The following is an 18,825-nucleotide window of genomic DNA, read 5'->3' as shown; positions in this document are numbered from 1 at the left end:
CGACCATTCGCGCGCAATCCGTCCTTTATGGTTATGACGAAAACGGCGTGCGCAAAGCAGAGCTTGAGTTGCGCCGTGCCGAGCGGGGTTTGAACGAAAGGGAAATCGTGGAAAATCTTAGGGCAGAAGCACATCAAAATTCTTCCGGTTTGCCCTCTCAGACACTGCGAGGCCAATGCCCATGATACGCCGCTACGATCTGCCGGTTTTGGAAGCGTTTCCTTGCGCCCCCAAATCAATCTAAAGCCAGTAGGTCGTGCGCCTTTTGCATAGGGTTGGACCAATTCAATTTGGTGCCTGCCCACAGATTGCCCGCCACACCATTGTTGGAAAGAACTGCAAACGCGGCTTCCCGTTCGGGAGAGACAAACAAGGCGCAAGACGACCCGGCAGTTCCGCCGTTATGAAAAAGGTAGCCCAGCATCTGCTGGTCCATCGTGACCCGCAGCCAGCCGGAACACTGTGCAGTCGGGATCGACGCGCCTTTTCGCCCCAAGCCGAGGATCGGGATGGCCGATCGCACAATCGCATGGTCAAGCGTGGTCTGCGGCGTCCGCAGCGCGCGGATGACAACCTTTGCATAAGCGGCAAGGTCTCGCGCCGATGACCGCAAGCACCCGGCCCCCGCGAGGCTTTGAAAGATCCAGGGCGAAACGGCTTTGCCGCTTGGTGCCCTTGGTTGCGAGAAGCGGCCTTTCTGGGCCTCGCTCAGTCGATCTGTCGTGTCCTTGAGCCCGAGAGGTCCCGTCACTTTGGTGGCAAGAAGGTCGGAAAAAGACCGACCTTCCATGATGGCCATCGCCTCTCCCAAGAGGCCGACACCAAGGTTGGAATAAAGATGGCGGTGCACAGATGGCGGCGATTTATCGCCGTGGTGTCGAAACCAAGCAAGCAGATCCGCGCGCGAGAATTCCGCGTAGGGGCCGTCCGGCATCTTTCGAAAAACGGCTTTCCAAAGCGGCATATAGTAGTTCGGCAGTCCACTGGTATGTGCGGTCAAACGCTCTGGCGTGATCCAGGCAGGGACATCCTTCAAAGCGTCTGACATCTCGCGCAGCGGGGCCTTTGGGTCGATCCTGCCGTCTTCGATAAGCCGACAGAGCAGGATCGCCGTGAACACCTTGGTGATCGATGCAATCTCGAAGATCCAATCCTCATGCGGCGCGTCTGAGATCTGCGGACCGGATTGGCAATAGGTCGCTTTTCCATCCTGAAGCCAGAATGCGACAACTGCATGGTGCGGGCTCTCGTACGGTCTCATCATGGACCGGATCAGCTTTGTCTGTGCGTCCCGATCCGCCATCACTCTTCATTCCGGGCGATCAGGAATGCGCGAATGGTGCTAAGAGTCGCGTCCGGGTTGTCCCAGATCACATCATGACCAGCGTCGGCGATGACGCTGAGGTCTGCGCTGCGAAAAAACCCCTGATGCTGATCCTGCAACGCGGCACCGGTCCAAATGTTGCATTCACCAGCCATCAAGAGCACAGGTCCGGCAAACGACCTTGCACCCCACGTGAAGCGCTCAAATTCGGCCATCTGCGCAACGCCCCAGGTATCGCTAGACAAGGAACCAAAGCGCCAGCCGGGTGCCGTATATCCATCACCGCAGTGATAAGGATTGTCCGGATGGTTCGTGAAAACACCAACCATACGCCCGATCAGAAAGTCATTATGCGCCGCATCATCCGGCCCTTCGACATGCTGCGCCCGAAACCCTGTCAGAACCGCCTCGCGCCAATAGGTGTAGCCGGAGAGATATCGCTGGCTCTCCGTCTCCCATGCAGCAAAGCCCGCGGCATCGAGATAGCCGGGTTCGATGAGAACCGCAGCTTGCGCCCCTTCGGGGTTCTGGCCGAGGTAGGCGGTCGCCAACATGGCACCCCAGGAGTGCCCAATCAGAATTGGGGGTGCGTCAGGCGATACGGCCTGAACAAGAGCGGTCAGTTCAGCCAGATACCCCTCAAGCGTCAGCATCCCTGCGGGAACCCGTTCGGACAAACCCGCGCCGCGCTGATCATAGAAGACGACCGTGAATTCATCCGACAGGTCCGCCAAAGCCGTGAGCGAGCGGAAATCGCCACCAGGACCACCATGCAGGACGATGATTACGGGCGCATCAGTCGGCCCCTCATGAACCCGCATGTGCAGTTGAACACCGGCAATGGTCTCTGAAGGCAGCGTTGGGTCATCGGTGACAAGCCGGGCCACCGGGTAGTCGCCGCGCGTCCCGAGAAACAGGGATAGAAATGCGCCGACCAAACCTACGCAAATCACCGCGATCCATTTGAGCACCCGCTTCATTTCGTACCCTCATGTTTCGCGACCATCGCCAGCGCTTTCAGCATGAAACCGATCGGACGTCGCGGCGCATCGGTTTGGTTGAAGCTGCCCAGAATATAGGTGTCCCTAGCGGGCGCATAAAAGGCAAAGGACCCGCTCGCCCCGGAATGGCCGATCAACTCTGGCGTCGTGCGGAATAGCGTCATCCAACGGGGGAGCTTTATCCGCATCAGGCCGTAGCCGTATTGGATCGGAAAAAATAATCGGTTCCACTGACGCATCTGCGCGGCGTTCTCGGGGTTGAACAGCCGCCCGTCCATGAAGGCACGCAGAAAAACCAGCAACTCGTCCAGCGTCGAGATGATACCGCCATCCGACGTCATGCTTGTCAGGATCAAAGGAACGTCCAGCCGCTGGTCTTTGTGGTAGAGTGGCATGCCGATGTCGGTTCCATGCAACACACCGGTTTGCGTGAGCCCCAGCGGCCCACAGATCCGGTCTTGCAGCGCCTGATCATATGTCTGACCAGTCACAGCCTCGATCACCGCACCAAGAAGCTGGTAGTTGGTGTCGGAGTAATGGGACCTGCCACTTTCGGGCGCAGCCGGTGGCGGCAGGGCCTTTGTCATCTGTAGCACATCCACCAGATCGTAACTGCGGTTCTTGACCTGTTTCAGATCATGGGCCAGATCGCTTTCGTAGTAGTCCGCCAGACCGGAAGTCTGGTGTAGCAGATGCCGCACCGTCAACGCTGACCCGTAATCGACCCCTTTCACCACGTGTAGTCCTGTAAGGTCTACGCCGGGCAAAAGGCTCTGCACGGTTTGGTCCAGTTTGACCTGTCCTTCGTCAACAAGCTGCATGATCAGCGCCGCTGTGTACATCTTGGTGATGCTCGCAATTGGGAACCGCGTGTCGGGCATTGCGGCCCCGGCGCTCCCTTTGAAATCCACCTGACCATCGCCAGAGGCGACCCGTAAGATGATCCCATGGGTGTTTGACTTACCCGCTTCCGTGTCGAGTAGGGCCTGCAATCTTTGAGAAAGTGTCATCGGGTCTCTCCTTCGATCCGGTCGCCCTCAAGCGCGCTGCTGAACCGCCGCCGCTTCGCTCTTGAAGAGAAGCGCGAGGCCGACCGCGATGAACCAGGCAATCGCACCAAGGCCGAAAACCGCACCGGCAACTTCGCCCAGCGGCGGTAGAATTGTCAGAAGTCCACCCAAACCGGTGAGCAGGCCAAGCCCGGTGACAATCCTGCCAAACGCACGTTGCAAAAGGCCCGCAAGGCTGACGCAGAAGATCCAGACACCGCCGGCAATTTCATTGCCGCCACCAAGTCCAAGTTCAACCGCGTGCAGGGCTTCCCAAATCCGAACAGCCGCGTCGAAATCCGTCGGCGCCAAGGCCATCACCCGTTCCGTAGCGACGTTTGCGATCATGCCCGCGCCCAGGACCAGTGTGGTCCAGATAAGACCGAAGGCCAGCGAGGTCGTGCCCCATTCCGGCGATATCCGCTTCAACCGGCTTGCCAGTGCGACGACCAGCAACGTCAGCGCTAATGCATTGACGATATAGATAACGGTGTTCCAGGTGATCATAAGCGCCGGATTTTCCACCGTGGCGCTGACTACAGTGGCCGCATCGATTGCGTTTGTGCCGAACCCCATCTCCGCCATGACGCTGACAAGCAGAGCAAAGCCAAAAAGATAAGTGGCCGCACAGGCCAGGGCGGCAACTCCGCCAATACGTTGCATCGTCATGATTTCTTCCTTTCCGTTGGAAGTTTGTGGATACTCGCCGTGCGCGTCGTGGCGAGGCTGTCTTCAAAATGATCTCTCAGATGCCGCGTGCCATGCTGGTCGCCGACCATGTCCAGGGCCAACGCGCTCAGGAAAAAGCGAGCAGGCCCGCTGACGCGCTGAGGCGTGACGAGCGGCAGAAGGCGCAGCGCGATCCTCCGCAGCATATCCGGCAGGAAGGTCACCCGCGAAGCCTTGCCCAAGCTGGCAAATGCCAGTTCGGCCAAGTCCTTCTGTTCAAAGATGTCAGGCCCGCCTACATCCAGCCAAGCGACACCGTCCTCAATCGCCTCGACTGTCGCAGCAGCCAAATCCGCCCCGTGGATGGGGTTGATCCGTTTGGTTCCGTCGCCAAACAACCAGACCCGCCCGGACCGCGCCATGGAAAGGAAATCGCTCATGTCCGAGAAGTATCCCGAGGGCGCAATGATCGTGCTTTCGACGCCCGCGCGCTGCAACTCCGCCACAAAGGCGGATTTTGAAGCGACCATCGGGACGTGCGCCATCTTGGCCGCACGCAGCACATGAACATAAGCAAACCGGCCGACACCTGCCCGCTCGGCCTCTCGCAGGAGGTTGAGATTGGCCTGATAGTCAACGTCCCAGTAGTCCAACCCATCGGTTTGCCGGGTGATGCCCAGACTGGACACAACCAGATCGATTCCCGCCATGACGCCACTGGTTGAAGCAGCGTCAGTCGCCTGCGCTTCGATCAACTGATCGGCCGCGATAGGCCTGGCTTGGACCGAGTTGCGAACAAGCGCGATCACATACCAGCCCCGCTGCTGAAACTCGGCGCACAGAAACCGCCCGAGATAGCCTGTCGCCCCCGCGATGAAGACCCGTTTCATGGCCGCGTCCTCACCCAACAACCCGGTGGCCACGGCCGCGCAGGCATTCGATGACAATGGATTGGCGCCGTTCACTGACTTCAACGGCACTCGCGACACCGCCTGCCAACGCTCCGGCGATCGCACCGCCCATGGCGTCACCGCTGTCCACTTCACCCAACGCGGCGCCCGCGCCCGCGCCCAGCACGGTTGCGCCGAGCGTTTCATGTTCGAATTGGTCTTGGGCCAAGGTCTGACATTCGGTCAGGTCGGCCTCGTATTCTGGCGTTGGTGTCCCATCGAGGATGGGCCGGTAGTTCGCACCGCTTTCGGAGCAAGCCGCCACCAAGACCAAACCTACAACGGACAAAGTAAGTTGCGTTTTCATTATCCGACCTTTCTCGTCCAAGTCTCGAGAAAGCAGATAGCCGTTCTGTTGCGTTTACAGCATGACCGCAGGTTTCAACGATTTGACACTTTGTAACAACAATGCGGTCAAGCGGCCTGATTGAGGTAGGCCGTCGGGCTCAGACCAGTCCAGCGCTTGAATGCGCGCACGAATGAAGAAGCTTCAGAGAACCCCAGAAGGTAAGCGGTTTCGTTCACGGTGACTTTTTGACCGCCCAAATACTCCATGGCCATTCGCCGGCGCAGATCGTCATGGATCTCCGCGAATGTGATCTCTTCTTCTTTCAGGCGCCGATAGAGGGTCTGGCGGCTCATCGCGAGGTCACTTGCGACCTTATCCATCGAGATCGTGCCTTCGTGCAGTTTCGGCAGGATTTGCGCTTCAATCTGCGCACGTATGGTTTTGTCGGCCTGCAGCTTTGCAAGCATGTCATCCGCATGGCGCGTAAAGATGCCGAAAGCGTATGCGTTTCCAGGCTCGAACTGGGTCTCAGGGCTGTCCCAAACCGGATGGATCTCAAGCGCGTTGCGTTTGGCATTGAACTCCACAGGCACTCGGAACAACTCAGGGTATTGGTCCGCGTGCGGTGGCGGTGGATAGGTGACCTCCAGCGCGATTTCAAAAGTTGCGCCAGGGAAGGATCGGCGGAATTCACTGATAAACCGTGCAAATGACACCTCTGACCAGTATGACATCTCTGGCGGCAAGACGAGATGATCAACAATCCAAAGACCGTCCGCGGTGCTTTGCAATTCGTACCGATCGACCCCTCTTGGTAGTTCCACATCGCCCATCAGATGCAGATAGCGGTTGAGTTGCTCGAATGAGTGACGCAGCGATGCCGACGTATGAACGATCTGGCCGACGACCGACATCGTCTCCAGCTTCGAGTCGAGCGCGTGCCGCAGCAACAAGGCCGTATCACCGGTTTGCCTGATCGCAGCGCCGATCATCGTCTGATACGCGGCTATCGGGACGCGGTTGTCCTGGTCTGACAGATCGTCTTGTGTCAGGCCGCTTTCTGACAGTAGGACTTCTCGTTTGGCGCCTTTGTCGCTGGCATAGTCTAAAAAGGACGCGGCAAACCCCGCCGCCATCGTCTGTTCGGTCATGTGCATCGCCCCAATCCGGCACTGTGACGTCAGCATAGGCTTTGGTTCCGAATTCGAACAGACGGACGGCGACGCAAGCTACGTCGCCTTTTGATTGGGTCCAAAGGGTCGGATGTCAGGCCGCAGACACCCGCTTGCCTTGACCCGGCAAGATCAAAAGCCAGAGGCAGAACGCGGTTTCGGCGACCAGCGGCATCAGATAGGCTGGCGCAACGGCGCCGTGCATATCCGGGGCCGCAAAACGCATCACGCTGCCCGTCATATAGACCAACCCCGACAGACCGATCCCAAGCCCCAAGACACCGGGCACAAATCCGGAACGGAGGATAAGTTGCGCGGTCAGCAAGCAGTTCACGGCGAAGAAGATAAGGCTAAGGTCATAGCCATAGGCATGCAGCGTGATAAAGCTCAGCGCCATATCGACATCCGCGACAAGAAGCGCGGCCTGCAGGTTTAAGAGTCCTGCGGCAATCAACCCGGACTGCAGCAGTCTGAAGACCAGCGCACTCAGTGCAAGTCCTGCTGACACTGAGCGGAACATCAAGAACACCAAGATAGCCAAGGCCGCATCGGCAAGGGCCATGACAACATCGGCCAGGATCGAAAGGCGGAACCGCAGGGTCTCGGCACCAATGGCGCGCGCGGTCGCTTCTGCCGAACCGAGGTCAATCAGCGGTCCGCGCAAGGCGACCTCCGACCCGACGCCGGAAAGGATAATGATCAAATAGCATAGCCCAGCGAAACGAGCCTGAGCCAATGAAATGGGGAGCGTTTTCATGATATCCACCCCCATCAGACAACAACAACGTTGCCGCGCTTACGGCCCGTTTCGACATAGCGATGGGCTTCGACCAGATCAGCGAGCGGATAGGTGCGATCCATCACTGGCGAGAACTGTCCATTGCCCATAAGCTCTAAGACCTCGGACAGTTCGTCGTGATGCACCTCTGGCTTTGACATCCCCGCGGCCGCAAATTTGGCTGTTTTGTCGCCGAACAGGCCAGTGACGAGCATGTCACGCAAGAGCCGCAACCCCAGTACCGGACAGACATAGCGCCCGCCTTTGGCCAAAGCAGGTTTCGCCTCGCCGAAGGAGGAAATACCGATTGTGTCGAAGACAACATCGTAGGTGGCACCGGATTTCAGCGGATCCTGGGACCTGTAGTCGTTGACTTGATCAACGCCCAAAGACCGCAGCAGCTCTGCGTTCTTGGCACTTGCGCTGGCGGTGACGTTAGCCCCAAGGGCTTTCGCAAACTGCACGGCGGCTGTGCCCAGCCCGCCCGAACCACCCAGGATCAGCACACGTTCACCCGGCTGAACATGCGCGACACGGGTCAGGAAATGCCACGAGGTCATCGCGCCATCAAAAAGTGTCGCAGCTTCTTCATATGCCACGCTGCCGGGCTTTCTTAGCAAGCTGCCATTCTGGTCGACACAGATGTATGTTGCGTTGGCACCAAACTGTAGCCCGGCTTCGCCGAACACTGCATCGCCAACGCCGAACTCTGTCACATGGTCACCGATGGCGACGACATCGCCCGCAAAACAGGTTCCAGACAGCCCGGCGCGCGGGCGCTTGAGCCCCAGAAACAGGCGGGCAAACTTCGGCTTGCCCGCACGCATCAACCCGTCGGCCCGCGAAACGGCCGAGGCGCGAATACGGATGAGAACCTGATTTGCCGTTGGTGTTGGCACCGGCCGCGATACCGGGGCGAGGACTTCGGGAGCACCGTAGCGGGTCACTTCCCATGCATTGAATGTCGTTTCCATGTTGATCTCCTTGATTAATGACAAAGGAAATACTGGACTTTTTTGATCCAATAATTGGCTATCATGATCCGCATAGGATCAAAAACGTTACAGATCAGATGGACTGGAAATCTCTCCCCGCCTTTCTCGCTGTCGCTCGCACAGGTTCGCTACGCGCGGGCGCTGAACAAATTGACGGGACCCATGCGACCGCGCGCCGCCAGATCGAAGGTTTGGAGGCACAGCTTGGCACGACTCTTTTCCGGAGAAATGCCGGCGGTCTGACACTCACGGCTGCGGGCCGGCGCCTTTTGCCGCAAGCCATCGAAGCAGAGGCCGCGCTACTCAAAGGTTTCAGCGCGGTGCAGGGTCTGGACCGCGAAGCCGCTGGCCGAATTCGCCTGTCAGTAGACCCGTTGACTGCGCATTACTTACTGGCGCCGGTTCTCGCTGATTTTGCCGAGCTCTATCCAGAGATCGAGATTGAACTGAAACTGTCGTACTTTCTTGACTCAATCGAGAAGGATGAGACCGACATCTCGATAAGGCACGTTGTTGAGGTGGAAGAAGATGCCGTCGGACGAAAGTTGTTTCCGCTGTCCTTGGGGGTGTTTGCCTCCCGCCACTACATCGACACCAAGCTGCCAAAAGCTGGAACAAGGGGCAAAGGTCTGACCTGGATCAGCTATGGTGAAGTCCCTGAGCTGCAAAAAATGATCTTGGCCACGCCTTTCTCGAACGCGCGGGTCCGACACATCATCGCAGACCCGCAGATGCATCTGCACATGGCCCGCGCAGGGGCGGGCATGACATTCCTTGCGAATTGGGCCTCATCCGTGTTTCCAGAGTTGCAACGCGTACCTGGAACCCAATTGGATCAGCGCCGGTCCACGTGGATCTTGCTGCATGGCGGGCTGCGCCGTGTAAAACGCGCGCGCCTGCTTGTGGATTATCTCAGCGCGGCACTTCTGGAACGGCGCGCGGAATTCATAGGGCTATGAAATTTCCAGCCGTTATAGCCAAAGGGTTACGATCGAGAGGCCCGAAGGCACTACCATGACAGTCCCCACAAAGGCCGTTGTTTACGCCGCATCGCAGCGCGAGAGATTGTGCATAGGTGGCACAGTCTATGCTGCGAGTACACGCCGCGAGAAGTGAACCGGTCTGCTGTGGGCTCAGAGCTGCCGTTCGCAGCTATGCGGCATCATCGGGGGGCCAGAAAGTACCGCCACTATCGGCCCTTAGCTGCCGTTGGCCATCTGGCCTTGATGCTGCGGCCGCAGCCCGCAAAGCAGCCATTCGCGGCACTTGCTCGAATTCGGTGAAGTCAAATGACGGGGCTGTCGAACTTTATTGCCATTCCAGCGATTACTATGGATTTCCGTTGTCACTGATGAGCCGGGCGTTCTCCAAAGCGATGACACTCTGTTCTGCAAAAATCTGGGCCAGCCTGAGCGCATCCTCTGAAAACGGGCGCACGGATTGGCGATAGATTGTGAAAGCCCCGACAAGCTGATTTGCAGCCAGCATCGGAATTGCAACAAAAGATCGCGCCCCTCCGAGATCCGCTGTGGCAAACCGCAAAGGATCGTCTGAACGGTATATCGCCTCTGCTTTCACATCGATGATATTGATTGTGGTCCAATTTATGGCCATTCTGCCCAGCCCGGTGTGATCGCTTGCGCTGAAGGTGCCGCTGTCATCAAGCCACTGTTGAAACGCCGTTGGAATGCCCAAGGTAAAGCTGGCTTGGAATTGCTTCTTGCCTCGGTACTCGAACAGGATACCGAACTCCGCGTCGCATAAGTCCAACGCATGGCGCAGAATTGCGGGCATGACCAGGTCGAGGTCTCCCTGCGACGCACCGATGATACGCAGGACTTCGCTCAGCGCTTTCTCCCGGCTCAGCGCCTCTTCAAGGCTCAGGGCCAGCTCCGAAATGATCGCCGCGTGATCCACCTCGCTGCGCGGGACAGTGCCTTGCCCACTCAGGCGATGTGCCAAGTCCACCTTGGAGGAGACCTCAAGCTTGCGGTAGATCGTGGCAAGATGGGTCCGCACGGTGGAAGGCGCGATGTTCAGATCCACGGCGATTTCCTGGTAGTTGCATCCAGCGGCATAGCTTTCAGCGATCTGCTGCTCCCTTGGGCTAAGTCTGGTGTCGTCGAGCATCTAATCCGATCCATCTGGCGTTCATCGCAAAGGATACCCAAGGCCGACGTCGGTACAATCCTGCAAATGCATGAGGCGCATACAGCAGCGCGACCCCGAAAAATACTGCATCTGCCCGATACACGGCGCGGCGCGTCGGGCGTAGTCTCGTCGTGCAACCACTCACATGAAGGATTTTCCAATGACACAGTTTGAAACCGCCCAAGCATTCTTCGATACCTGCGAAACCGGTCAGGGCTGGCAGGCATGCCAAACCTGGTGTGCGGACGACGCCACCTTCGCGTGCCAGGCGGATGCGCTTGCCGAGATCAAGACCCTTGCGGAGTATTGCGAGTGGATGAAAGGCCTGCTGACCCCGGTGCCGGATGGGCGCTACGTGCTGACATCCTTTGCCATGGATGATGACCGCACCTCGGCCGTCGCCACCGCCGAATTCCATGGCACGCAAACCGGGCCGGGCGGACCGGTTGCGCCAACGGGCAAAGCGGTTGTTTCAGATTACGCCTATGTGATGCAGTTCGACGGCGACAGGATCCGTCACATGACCAAGATCTGGAACGACGTGCACGCGCTGCGCCAGCTTGGCTGGGCGTGATGCGCTGGCGCATTCTGGGGCTCCTGTTTCTGGCGCGCGTCGGACTTGGGCTTCAGTTTCAAACCGTGGCATCCGTGGGCGACGATCTGATCGTCGCCTTCGGGCTCACCTACGCAGATATCGGCTTTCTGATTGGGGTGTTCATGGCCCCGGGGTTGGTCCTGGCCATACCCGCCGGATATTGGGGCCGGTCCGTTTCAGACCGGGCGATGGTGGTGGTGGGACTATGCGCCTTGGCCCTTGGCGGGGCTGCGTCGTCGTTGGCGACGGAAAGCTGGACCCTTGGGATCGGCCGGGTTCTTGCCGGGTCCGGGTTTCTTGTCTCGACGCTCTATTTCACCAAGATGGTCGCGGATTGGTTCGAAGGCCGGGAAATCGCTACGGCCATGAGCATCCTTGTGATGAGCTGGCCGTTCGGGATCGCCATGGGCCAAGTCGGCCACGCCTGGTTGGCCCAAACCTATGGCTGGCAGGTTCCGTTTCAGGCCGCCTCGGTTTACTGCCTGATCGCCGCCGCGGGGGTCCTTTTACTTTACCGTCCACCGCATGATCTGCCTGATGCGACGGGCGGTACGCGGGTTTCCCTGACAGGGCAGGAATGGCGTTTGATACTGTGTGCGGCGACGGCCTGGGGCGTCTTCAATGCAGCCTATGTCACCTATCTTGCCTTTGCGCCAAAGGTTCTTGAGGGCCACGGCCAAACCGCCATTGCGGCCGCTGGCATCATCAGCATCGGCAGCTGGCTCATGATCATTTCCGGTGCGGCCTGCGGGCAATTCGTGGATCGCTTTGGAGGACGCAACACTGTCTTGGCACTCTGTATGGGCGGCGCGATCGTCGCCCTCTTGCTGCTCGGTCTTCCAGGCGCTGGCGTTGGGGCAAGCAGTCTGTTTGGACTGATCGGCATGGCCCCTGCCGGGGTCATCATGGCCATGGCAGGGCAAGCGATGCGGCCTCAGGTCAGAGCCTTTGGCATGGGGGTGTTCTTTACGGTCTACTTTGCGTTCATGTGGATCACGCCGCCGGTCGCAGGTGCGATCCTGGATGCGACAGGTAATCCGCAAGGCCCTTTGTGGCTCGCAATGACCCTCTTCGCAGCGGTGGTGCCGCTCGGCATAGCGTTCCAGGTCTTCAAAGGTGCGACGGTGACAGGGACAGAAAGGAAAGTTTGATGATGAATGTTCGGAAAACGGTTTTCACAAGGGAAATCATCACCGCTGATGAAATGGGTCAGGTGTGCGATCCGATCACCCGCGTTGCAGCCATGGCGGTTGTCAGAAACCCTTCGCTGGGAGGCACCAGGACGACCTGTCACCCCTCTTTGATGTTGGCGCGCAACTTGGCGGGTCGCTGACGCAAGAGCTTGTGCACATGCTTGGAGCCCCCGCTGTCTGCTATGGCAAAGCCGCTCTTGTGGGATCTTCGGGCGCAATGGAACACGGCGCGGCCCTGTTGCACCCTGCCCTTGGCAAACCGGTGCGGGCCGCCATCGCGGGCGGCAAATCCCTGATGCCATCCAACCACAAGGTTGGAGCATTGGGTGGATCGATCGATCTGCCATTGGGGCACAAGGACGACGCATGGTCGTTCGATCATATCGATACGATGACGCTGTGCGTGGCTGACGCGCCCCGCGCTGACGAGATCCTACTCTGCATCGGCCTCTCGGACGGACCACGCGCGCATCCGCGCGTTGGAAAAGGCCCAAACCCAACTTGACGGCGCTTTTCTCAAAGCAGCCATTAAGCCCAGATGCAGTATAGGTGAAAACGGGCTCGCTGCTGCCGTTAGATCGCTCGCAGAATTTGCGCTTTAAGGTTTGTCTGCTACCGGCCCAAAGCCGACATTCGTGGCGCTCATCTTCGCTGCGATGCAGCTTCCCCGAAGCGGACGTTGATAGTCGGCGCGATAATTCGAGGGTTTCAACAGCGTCTGCGTTGCCGAACAAACCGTCCAATCTCGAGGCAAACGAAAGACGCCGGTCGTCGCAGGTTGCCTGGTGCCGTGCGCGCGGCAGGTCGATGCTCACTGGAATGGCGTCTAGGCGGGTGCGCCAAGCATCAAAGCCAGCCTGCGCCGCGCCTAAGCCATTTGAACGCTCGCTGGAGCGTCCTTGGCGCCGGTCATGAAGGCCACTGCGTCTGACATCGTGTAGTCCTTTGGGTCCACGACACAAAGCCTGCGGCCAAGTCGGTGAACGTGGATGCGATCCGCAACTTCGAAGACGTGGGGCATGTTGTGACTGATCAGAATGATCGGAATGCCCCGCGACCGTACGTCTAGGATCAGCTCCAACACCTTTCTCGACTCTTTGACCCCGAGCGCCGCAGTGGGTTCGTCAAGGATAATGACCTTCGAGCCAAACGCCGCTGCGCGCGCCACGGCGACGCCTTGTCGTTGTCCTCCTGACAGCGTCTCGACAGCTTGATTGATGTTCTGGATCGTCATCAATCCTAGCTCATTAAGTTTCTCGCGCGCCTTGGCCTCCATCACGGCCTTGTCTAACTGCTTCAATATCGTTCCGCGCCAGCCGGGTTTGCGCAGCTCGCGCCCCATGAACATGTTGTCCGCAATCGATAGCGCGGGGCTGACGGCCAACGTCTGATACACGGTCTCGATCCCGGCATGCCGCGCGTCGTTTGGTGAGGCGAAGGTAACCCGCTTACCTTCCAACTCGACCTCCCCTTGGTCCGGGACAACCGCACCCGATAGCGCTTTGATCAAGGTAGATTTGCCGGCACCGTTGTCCCCGATCACGGCCAGGATCTCGCCGGGAAAAAGATCGAAGTCGCAGTTATCGAGGGCCACAACCTTTCCGTAGCGTTTGGTCAGGTTTCTGCCTTTGAGAATTGGTTCCATCACGCGGCCACCTTTCTGATCCATTGGTCGATGCCGACCGCCAAAATGATGAGCGTGCCGATCAACATGAAAGTCCATTGTGGGTTCACACCAGCCATTCCGAGGCCCAGCATGAAGACCCCCACGATGAGTGCCCCAAAGAAGGCACCCCAGATGGAACCACGCCCCCCAAACAGTGAGATACCTCCGATCACCACCGCGGTAATCGACTCGATATTGCCCTCGATGCCCGTCGAAGCACTGGGCGAGACCGAGGCAAACCGTCCGATCAAAGACCACCCCGCAATTGCGGCAATAAAACCGGCAAGCATGTAGACCGACATCAGCGTGCGCTTGACGTTCACACCGGCCAATTCTGCGGCTTCGGGGTCGTCGCCAACGGCGTAGACATGGCGCCCCCATGCGGTCGAACGCAGCATATAGGCCAGAATAAAGGTGAGCAGGATCAATGTCAGCACGCCGTATGTGATCTTGGTCTGCCAGATCAGATCCAGCAGGAATTGGTCGGTATCGTTGGGCCGTATTCGCTCGTAAACGTTGCCACGCAGGCCATCGATCCAGAGCACCAGCTGCTCGTTGGGCTTGAGCCCCAGCCATTGCAGCATCGGCGCGTCTTCACGGATGTCGCGGGCGCGGATCGTCTCGTTGCGGGAATAGATGTAGTTGGCCGCCAACACGATCTGCCACACGCCAAGTGTGGCGATAAACGGTGGTATCTTGATCCGCGTGACCAGCCACCCCGACAACGCCCCGATGGCTGCACCTGCTGCAAGCCCGCAGGCCACAGAAACAGCGGGCGGAATGCCATAGCGAAACGTGAATTGCCCCATGATGACGGAACAGAAAACGGCGATTGCACCCACAGACAGATCAATGCCTGCCGTCAGGATCACCAACGTCTGGGCCAAGGCAAGAATGCCGACAATCTGGATCTGCTGGAACACCAACGTCATTTGCGGCAAGAACCGGGGCCCAAGCCAGCCCGTGAATATCATGATCGCGCATCCCAGCACGATCAGGGGCACGAGCGACGGTGTTTTGTGAAGCGCACTTTGGAAGCGCATCAGGAGAGACTTATTGTCGAGCTCAAAGCTTGCAACGCTTTGCTCTGCGCCTTTCAGGCCGTCTTCAAAATTGTCGGAACGCTCCGTCATTGTCTTGCCCCTGTCTTCCATCGGTCGCGGTCGAGATTTTCAAAGGGCGGACCGTGGCCCGCCCTTCTTCTAGCATAATGCCGGGCCATACACGCCGATCAAATTAGCCCCAGCAAAGGTCGGCACCCTCTTCGACCGTGATGCTGTCGAGACCGTCAACCGGTTCAGCTGCCACAAGCGCCACGCCAGTGTCGAAGAAGTCGAGACCGGGAGTGTTTTCCGGCAACGTGCCATCTTCGGCAAAGGCTGCAATGGCTTCAATGCCAAGGGAGGCCATCAGCAGTGGATATTGCTGTGACGTGGCGCCGATCACGCCATCCGCGACGTCGGCAACACCGGGGCAGCCACCGTCAACGGAGACGATCAAAACATCATCCTGACGGCCGACAGCCACGAGAGCCTCATATGCACCGGCTGCAGCGGGTTCGTTGATGGTGTAGACAACGTTGATGTCGGGGTCTGCGGCAAGGCAGGTTTCCATTGCGGTGCGGCCGCCTTCCTCGTTGCCTGCAGTGACTTCGTTGCAGATGATCCGCTCATCAGTCTCATCGCCCCACAAGCTCGGATCGACCACGTCAATGCCAAAGCCGGTCAAGAAACCCTGGTCGCGTAGCACGCCAACGGTGGGCTGGCTGATGGCCAGATCAAGCATGGCGATCCGCGCGTCGGCGGCAGCGTCTCCTAAGGCACCCGCGGCCCACTGACCGATAAGTTCGCCTGCCGCGAAGTTGTCCGTTGCGAAGGTCGCGTCGGCGGCGTCAATCGGCTCCAATGGCGTGTCGAGCGCGATGACAAGGATGCCTGCGGCGCGGGCTTCTTCCACTGCTGGAACGATTGCGGCTGTATCGGATGCGGTGATCAGGATGCCGGATGCGCCATTCGCGATGCAGGTTTCAATCGCAGCAACCTGGGCTTCGTTGTCGCCGTCCACCTGACCGGCGTAGGAGTTCAAAGTGATCCCTAGTTCGGCTGCAGCGGCCTCTGCGCCCTGACGCATCATTACGAAAAATGGGTTGGTGTCGGTCTTTGTGATAAGGCAGGCGGATACGCCGTGCCCGTCCGCCATCGCCGCACCCGTTGTCGCAACGGTAGCCAGCGCAGTGCCGATCAGTAGCTTTTTCATGGTGTCCTCCCAAGACAGTTTTCCGGCAGCTGTGCGCTGCCTGATCAGCGATCCCTCCTCAGGTCGCTTGCCTCCAAAAGTCACGATTCGAGTGGGCCTGTCAATTAATTAGTTAACTTTCCTTATTAAAGAGAATCCTCTAGGATGAGGCGCAGAAAGAAGGCATTAGTAGTCGCCAATGGAAGACGGATTGGTCAGATCGCTCAGCTTCGGGTTGAGCCAACGTGGTGTTCGTGACCACAATGAACGGCTTTTGCTGTCGCTGATCCAACGTCACGGTGGGATGCCGGGCAGCGACTTGTCGCGGCGCGCCGGATTATCCCCGCCCACAGTATCTAGCATTTTGCGCAGGCTCGAGTCGGAGGGCCTCGTGCGGCGCGGCGACCCGGTGCGCGGCAAGGTTGGAAAGCCATCGATCCCAATGCATCTGGATCCAGAGGGTGCGTTTTCGTTTGGCCTCAAGATTGGGCGGCGCTCAGCAGAACTCGTATTGATCGATTTCACCGGCACTGTGCGTCACGAGAGAAACCTTACTTACATGCGTCCGACACCTGCCGACATCTTTGCATTTGTCGAAGATGGCGTGCACGGCATCAGCTCTGAAATGAGCGGCGCGCATCGACAAAGGATATGTGGGTTCGGTGCGGCCGCTGCGTTCGAGCTTTGGAATGCCCAGGACGCCAGCCCTGGTGGCGTTTTTGCAGACTGGCAAAATGTAGATCTGAAGAGCCAGCTAGAGGATCGGATCGACCTCCCCGTTCTGCGGCTCAACGACGCCACCGCTGCCTGTCAGGCGGAACACACCTACGGACGCGGAAAGGAGTTCCAGGACTACGCATACTTCTTCGTTGGGGCCTACATTGGCGGTGGAATTGCGCTCGACAACGCGGTCTACGAGGGGCGTCAAGGCAATGCCGGCGCATTAGGCTCGCTGCGCAGCATCGGACCCAACGGTGAAAGCATGCAATTGGTCGAAATGGCCTCAATTCACCAGCTAGAACGCCGCTTGCACGAAGTCGACATGGACCCACGGCAGCTTTGGACCGATCCTGATAGCTGGCGCAAGTTAACTCGTTACGTTGATCCCTGGCTGGGACAAACCGCACAGGAACTGTCCAAGGCGGCCTTGTCTACTTGTTCCGTCATCGATTTTGAGGCGATTCTGATCGACGGCGCGTTCCCTGAACACATTCGCGATGAATTGGTCGAACGGGTCAGGCGCTACGTCGTCACCCAGGATACGCGCGGCCTGATCTGTCCGCGCATCGAAGCAGGCAGTATCGGAAAAAAGCCCGCGCCATTGGCGCGGCAGCACGTCCTATCGGAACCCAGTTCTTGCTTTAGCGGAATTTCCTTCGCTTGGCAGAGTCGTGCAAACTTGCTGTTGCTGGTTCGGCGTTGGGCCAAATCTCAAATTATTCGAGGTCTGCACTAACTCGCGACAGGATCTGCTTGGTTTCTGGGTCTCTAGGGTATTGCTTTTCGCATTTAGTAGGTTGGGCTCAAACTCGTCCTCGGATGCGGCACGGCATCCTATGATATGTTGCCTTGGTCAACGTCATGTTGGCGTTGTGGTAGGGCAAGGCGGATCGGAGGATCAGTTATGGAAACACCAAACTTACCTGCCATTCGTGCGCTGCGACCAGCCTGGAACAAAGGCCGTATCGTTGGTCAGAAAAGGCCACTCAAGCCAAAGCATGTCTGGGCAATCCGTGTTCGACTTGAATTGGCCGAGAACCATCGAGACCTCGCCCTGTTCAACATGGCGATCGACAGCAAGCTGCGCGGCTGTGACCTTGTGAAGATGAAAGTCGTGGATGTGATGGCATCAGGTCAGATCAAGGAACGCGCCTCTGTACTGCAAAGCAAGACACATAAGCCCGTCCGCTTTGAGATATCCGAAGGCACACGCGCCTCGGTCGAGAAATGGATGGAAGATGAGCTCATGGTTGGCTCCGAGTACCTTTGGCCTGGACGCTTCCACGAGCGCTTGCATATCTCGACACGCCAGTATGCGCGGATCGTCCGCGACTGGGTCACATCAATCGGTCTGGAGGCGAGCGCTTATGGCACGCACTCAATGAGGCGAACAAAGGTGACCCAGATCTACAAGAAGACCGGTAACTTGCGGGCGGTTCAGCTTCTCCTTGGTCATACCAAGATGGACAGCACTGTCAGGTACCTGGGCGTCGAACTGGAGGACGCGTTAGCCATCGCCGAGGCGATTGAAATCTAGTAGCTTCGGGCCGTCTTCAAGGACGGCCCGAAGCTGCCGTCCAACTCTTGAGATGATTGCTGCGTGTGCATTCGAATTGCCTATGTTCGTTGTGCGCGAGAGGCCCAGAAACAGCTGACAGTCTGGAGTGCGGACGTTGCTTCTCTTGGAGGCTGTTTCATCAAAGGCAGTTTTGCTCCAACTGAGGTGCCGTCGAAGCCGTTTCCAACTCGTCATTCAATGTCGCTGCCAAATCAAAAAAACGCCGTCGCACAGTTTCAGCGTAGGTATTGGCTTTTTAGATCGCTTCGAAGACTCCTAGTGCATCATATTGAACCTTGAAAATCGCCTCCGACAGCAAGTCAAAGCTCTTCGTTGTCATGCGCGTTGGTAGCGGTCGCATCCTCTGGAGGACCTTGGCGATCAGATTTGTGAGCCCTTGGACAAGACCTGCTCATTGGTGCTGATCGTGCGGTGTCGTCACTATGACTGCCAGACTCAGTGCTTTGCGTAGAAATGCGG

At 58.3% G+C, this 18,825-nt stretch carries 19 protein-coding genes; 6 read left to right on the top strand and 13 right to left on the bottom strand.

Annotated features, from left to right (window positions below):
* Positions 1 to 235 precede the first annotated feature (235 nt).
* The 9 genes from ACZ1HK_RS00355 to ACZ1HK_RS00315 all read right to left on the bottom strand — a co-directional run bounded on the left by ACZ1HK_RS00355 (position 236) and on the right by ACZ1HK_RS00315 (position 8,206).
* Entirely contained in the window at positions 236 to 1,303 is a 1,068-nt protein-coding gene (locus ACZ1HK_RS00355; protein WP_472626992.1) for a serine hydrolase domain-containing protein, read from the bottom strand.
* Positions 1,303 to 2,304, bottom strand: coding sequence for an alpha/beta fold hydrolase (locus ACZ1HK_RS00350; protein WP_472626991.1), 1,002 nt, complete (start codon positions 2,302 to 2,304; stop codon positions 1,303 to 1,305). The genes ACZ1HK_RS00355 and ACZ1HK_RS00350 overlap by 1 nt, the downstream gene beginning before the upstream one ends.
* Positions 2,301 to 3,335: a serine hydrolase domain-containing protein gene (locus ACZ1HK_RS00345; RefSeq protein WP_472626990.1), complete on the bottom strand. Its 1,035-nt coding sequence runs from the start codon at positions 3,333 to 3,335 to the stop codon at positions 2,301 to 2,303. Before ACZ1HK_RS00345 ends, ACZ1HK_RS00350 begins: the two co-directional genes overlap by 4 nt.
* A 27-nt stretch (positions 3,336 to 3,362) precedes the next feature.
* Positions 3,363 to 4,043, bottom strand: coding sequence for a hypothetical protein (locus ACZ1HK_RS00340; protein ID WP_472626989.1), 681 nt, complete (start codon positions 4,041 to 4,043; stop codon positions 3,363 to 3,365).
* Positions 4,040 to 4,933, bottom strand: a complete 894-nt coding sequence (locus ACZ1HK_RS00335; protein WP_472626988.1) for an SDR family oxidoreductase — start codon at positions 4,931 to 4,933, stop codon at positions 4,040 to 4,042. Before ACZ1HK_RS00335 ends, ACZ1HK_RS00340 begins: the two co-directional genes overlap by 4 nt.
* A gap of 10 nt (positions 4,934 to 4,943) precedes the next feature.
* Positions 4,944 to 5,300 carry a glycine zipper family protein gene (locus ACZ1HK_RS00330; protein ID WP_472626987.1) on the bottom strand — a complete coding sequence of 119 codons (357 nt, stop codon included), beginning with the start codon at positions 5,298 to 5,300 and terminating at the stop codon, positions 4,944 to 4,946.
* Between the two features lie 107 nt (positions 5,301 to 5,407).
* Positions 5,408 to 6,433: an AraC family transcriptional regulator gene (locus tag ACZ1HK_RS00325; protein WP_472626986.1), complete on the bottom strand. Its 1,026-nt coding sequence runs from the start codon at positions 6,431 to 6,433 to the stop codon at positions 5,408 to 5,410.
* Between the two features lie 115 nt (positions 6,434 to 6,548).
* Entirely contained in the window at positions 6,549 to 7,211 is a 663-nt protein-coding gene (locus ACZ1HK_RS00320; protein WP_472626985.1) for a DUF4386 domain-containing protein, read from the bottom strand.
* A gap of 14 nt (positions 7,212 to 7,225) precedes the next feature.
* Entirely contained in the window at positions 7,226 to 8,206 is a 981-nt protein-coding gene (locus ACZ1HK_RS00315; protein WP_472626984.1) for an NAD(P)-dependent alcohol dehydrogenase, read from the bottom strand.
* Positions 8,207 to 8,304: 98 nt separating this feature from the next.
* Here ACZ1HK_RS00315 and ACZ1HK_RS00310 point away from each other — a divergent pair, with 98 nt between their 5' ends.
* The gene (locus ACZ1HK_RS00310; protein WP_472626983.1) at positions 8,305 to 9,186 is read left to right on the top strand and encodes a LysR family transcriptional regulator; all 882 of its coding nucleotides are present in this window, start codon (positions 8,305 to 8,307) and stop codon (positions 9,184 to 9,186) included.
* A 370-nt stretch (positions 9,187 to 9,556) separates the two neighbouring features.
* On the opposite strand, the gene ACZ1HK_RS00305 is transcribed toward ACZ1HK_RS00310, so the two are convergent.
* Complete coding sequence (locus tag ACZ1HK_RS00305; RefSeq protein WP_472626982.1) at positions 9,557 to 10,357, bottom strand: LuxR C-terminal-related transcriptional regulator; 801 nt, start codon at positions 10,355 to 10,357, stop codon at positions 9,557 to 9,559.
* Positions 10,358 to 10,538: 181 nt separating this feature from the next.
* On the opposite strand from ACZ1HK_RS00305, the gene ACZ1HK_RS00300 reads away from it, so the two are divergent.
* The 3 genes from ACZ1HK_RS00300 (at position 10,539) to ACZ1HK_RS00290 (ending at position 12,671) form a co-directional block, all read left to right on the top strand.
* Positions 10,539 to 10,952, top strand: a complete 414-nt coding sequence (locus tag ACZ1HK_RS00300) for an ester cyclase (protein WP_472626981.1) — start codon at positions 10,539 to 10,541, stop codon at positions 10,950 to 10,952.
* Positions 10,952 to 12,124, top strand: a complete 1,173-nt coding sequence (locus tag ACZ1HK_RS00295; protein WP_472626980.1) for an MFS transporter — start codon at positions 10,952 to 10,954, stop codon at positions 12,122 to 12,124. The genes ACZ1HK_RS00300 and ACZ1HK_RS00295 overlap by 1 nt, the downstream gene beginning before the upstream one ends.
* Before the next feature lie 64 nt (positions 12,125 to 12,188).
* Positions 12,189 to 12,671, top strand: coding sequence for an amino acid synthesis family protein (locus ACZ1HK_RS00290; protein ID WP_472626979.1), 483 nt, complete (start codon positions 12,189 to 12,191; stop codon positions 12,669 to 12,671).
* A 363-nt stretch (positions 12,672 to 13,034) separates the two neighbouring features.
* Here the strand turns inward: ACZ1HK_RS00290 and ACZ1HK_RS00285 are convergent, their stop codons facing one another.
* The 3 genes from ACZ1HK_RS00285 to ACZ1HK_RS00275 all read right to left on the bottom strand — a co-directional run bounded on the left by ACZ1HK_RS00285 (position 13,035) and on the right by ACZ1HK_RS00275 (position 16,088).
* Entirely contained in the window at positions 13,035 to 13,811 is a 777-nt protein-coding gene (locus ACZ1HK_RS00285; RefSeq protein WP_472626978.1) for an ATP-binding cassette domain-containing protein, read from the bottom strand.
* Positions 13,811 to 14,965, bottom strand: a complete 1,155-nt coding sequence (locus tag ACZ1HK_RS00280; protein WP_472626977.1) for an ABC transporter permease — start codon at positions 14,963 to 14,965, stop codon at positions 13,811 to 13,813. Before ACZ1HK_RS00280 ends, ACZ1HK_RS00285 begins: the two co-directional genes overlap by 1 nt.
* Before the next feature lie 103 nt (positions 14,966 to 15,068).
* On the bottom strand, positions 15,069 to 16,088 hold the full coding sequence (locus tag ACZ1HK_RS00275) for a substrate-binding domain-containing protein (RefSeq protein WP_472626976.1): 1,020 nt from the start codon (positions 16,086 to 16,088) through the stop codon (positions 15,069 to 15,071).
* Positions 16,089 to 16,341: 253 nt separating this feature from the next.
* Between ACZ1HK_RS00275 and ACZ1HK_RS00270 the strand changes: the two genes are divergently transcribed.
* Both ACZ1HK_RS00270 and ACZ1HK_RS00265 read left to right on the top strand, forming a co-directional pair.
* A complete protein-coding gene (locus ACZ1HK_RS00270; RefSeq protein ID WP_472626975.1) occupies positions 16,342 to 17,523 on the top strand; it encodes an ROK family transcriptional regulator in 1,182 nt (393 codons plus the stop codon).
* Positions 17,524 to 17,691: 168 nt separating this feature from the next.
* On the top strand, positions 17,692 to 18,324 hold the full coding sequence (locus ACZ1HK_RS00265) for a tyrosine-type recombinase/integrase (RefSeq protein ID WP_472626974.1): 633 nt from the start codon (positions 17,692 to 17,694) through the stop codon (positions 18,322 to 18,324).
* The last annotated feature ends 501 nt before the right edge of the window (positions 18,325 to 18,825 follow it).

The organism is Gymnodinialimonas sp. JB5-7, assembly GCF_055693405.1.
The sequence above is the reverse complement of the archived record's forward strand: the minus strand, read 5'-3'. Positions and strand labels throughout refer to the sequence as shown.

What these genes read in the sequence shown, in the direction of transcription:
- ACZ1HK_RS00315 (WP_472626984.1), bottom strand. Translation starts at nt 8,206, where the DNA reads ATGGAAACGACATTCAATGCATGGGAAGTGACCCGCTACGGTGCTCCC.
- ACZ1HK_RS00300 (WP_472626981.1), top strand. Translation starts at nt 10,539, where the DNA reads ATGACACAGTTTGAAACCGCCCAAGCATTCTTCGATACCTGCGAAACC.
- ACZ1HK_RS00265 (WP_472626974.1), top strand. Translation starts at nt 17,692, where the DNA reads ATGGAAACACCAAACTTACCTGCCATTCGTGCGCTGCGACCAGCCTGG.
- ACZ1HK_RS00330 (WP_472626987.1), bottom strand. Translation starts at nt 5,300, where the DNA reads ATGAAAACGCAACTTACTTTGTCCGTTGTAGGTTTGGTCTTGGTGGCG.
- ACZ1HK_RS00310 (WP_472626983.1), top strand. Translation starts at nt 8,305, where the DNA reads ATGGACTGGAAATCTCTCCCCGCCTTTCTCGCTGTCGCTCGCACAGGT.
- ACZ1HK_RS00325 (WP_472626986.1), bottom strand. Translation starts at nt 6,433, where the DNA reads ATGACCGAACAGACGATGGCGGCGGGGTTTGCCGCGTCCTTTTTAGAC.
- ACZ1HK_RS00295 (WP_472626980.1), top strand. Translation starts at nt 10,952, where the DNA reads ATGCGCTGGCGCATTCTGGGGCTCCTGTTTCTGGCGCGCGTCGGACTT.
- ACZ1HK_RS00320 (WP_472626985.1), bottom strand. Translation starts at nt 7,211, where the DNA reads ATGAAAACGCTCCCCATTTCATTGGCTCAGGCTCGTTTCGCTGGGCTA.
- ACZ1HK_RS00275 (WP_472626976.1), bottom strand. Translation starts at nt 16,088, where the DNA reads ATGAAAAAGCTACTGATCGGCACTGCGCTGGCTACCGTTGCGACAACG.
- ACZ1HK_RS00305 (WP_472626982.1), bottom strand. Translation starts at nt 10,357, where the DNA reads ATGCTCGACGACACCAGACTTAGCCCAAGGGAGCAGCAGATCGCTGAA.
- ACZ1HK_RS00355 (WP_472626992.1), bottom strand. Translation starts at nt 1,303, where the DNA reads ATGGCGGATCGGGACGCACAGACAAAGCTGATCCGGTCCATGATGAGA.
- ACZ1HK_RS00285 (WP_472626978.1), bottom strand. Translation starts at nt 13,811, where the DNA reads ATGGAACCAATTCTCAAAGGCAGAAACCTGACCAAACGCTACGGAAAG.
- ACZ1HK_RS00350 (WP_472626991.1), bottom strand. Translation starts at nt 2,304, where the DNA reads ATGAAGCGGGTGCTCAAATGGATCGCGGTGATTTGCGTAGGTTTGGTC.
- ACZ1HK_RS00335 (WP_472626988.1), bottom strand. Translation starts at nt 4,933, where the DNA reads ATGAAACGGGTCTTCATCGCGGGGGCGACAGGCTATCTCGGGCGGTTT.
- ACZ1HK_RS00280 (WP_472626977.1), bottom strand. Translation starts at nt 14,965, where the DNA reads ATGACGGAGCGTTCCGACAATTTTGAAGACGGCCTGAAAGGCGCAGAG.
- ACZ1HK_RS00340 (WP_472626989.1), bottom strand. Translation starts at nt 4,043, where the DNA reads ATGACGATGCAACGTATTGGCGGAGTTGCCGCCCTGGCCTGTGCGGCC.
- ACZ1HK_RS00345 (WP_472626990.1), bottom strand. Translation starts at nt 3,335, where the DNA reads ATGACACTTTCTCAAAGATTGCAGGCCCTACTCGACACGGAAGCGGGT.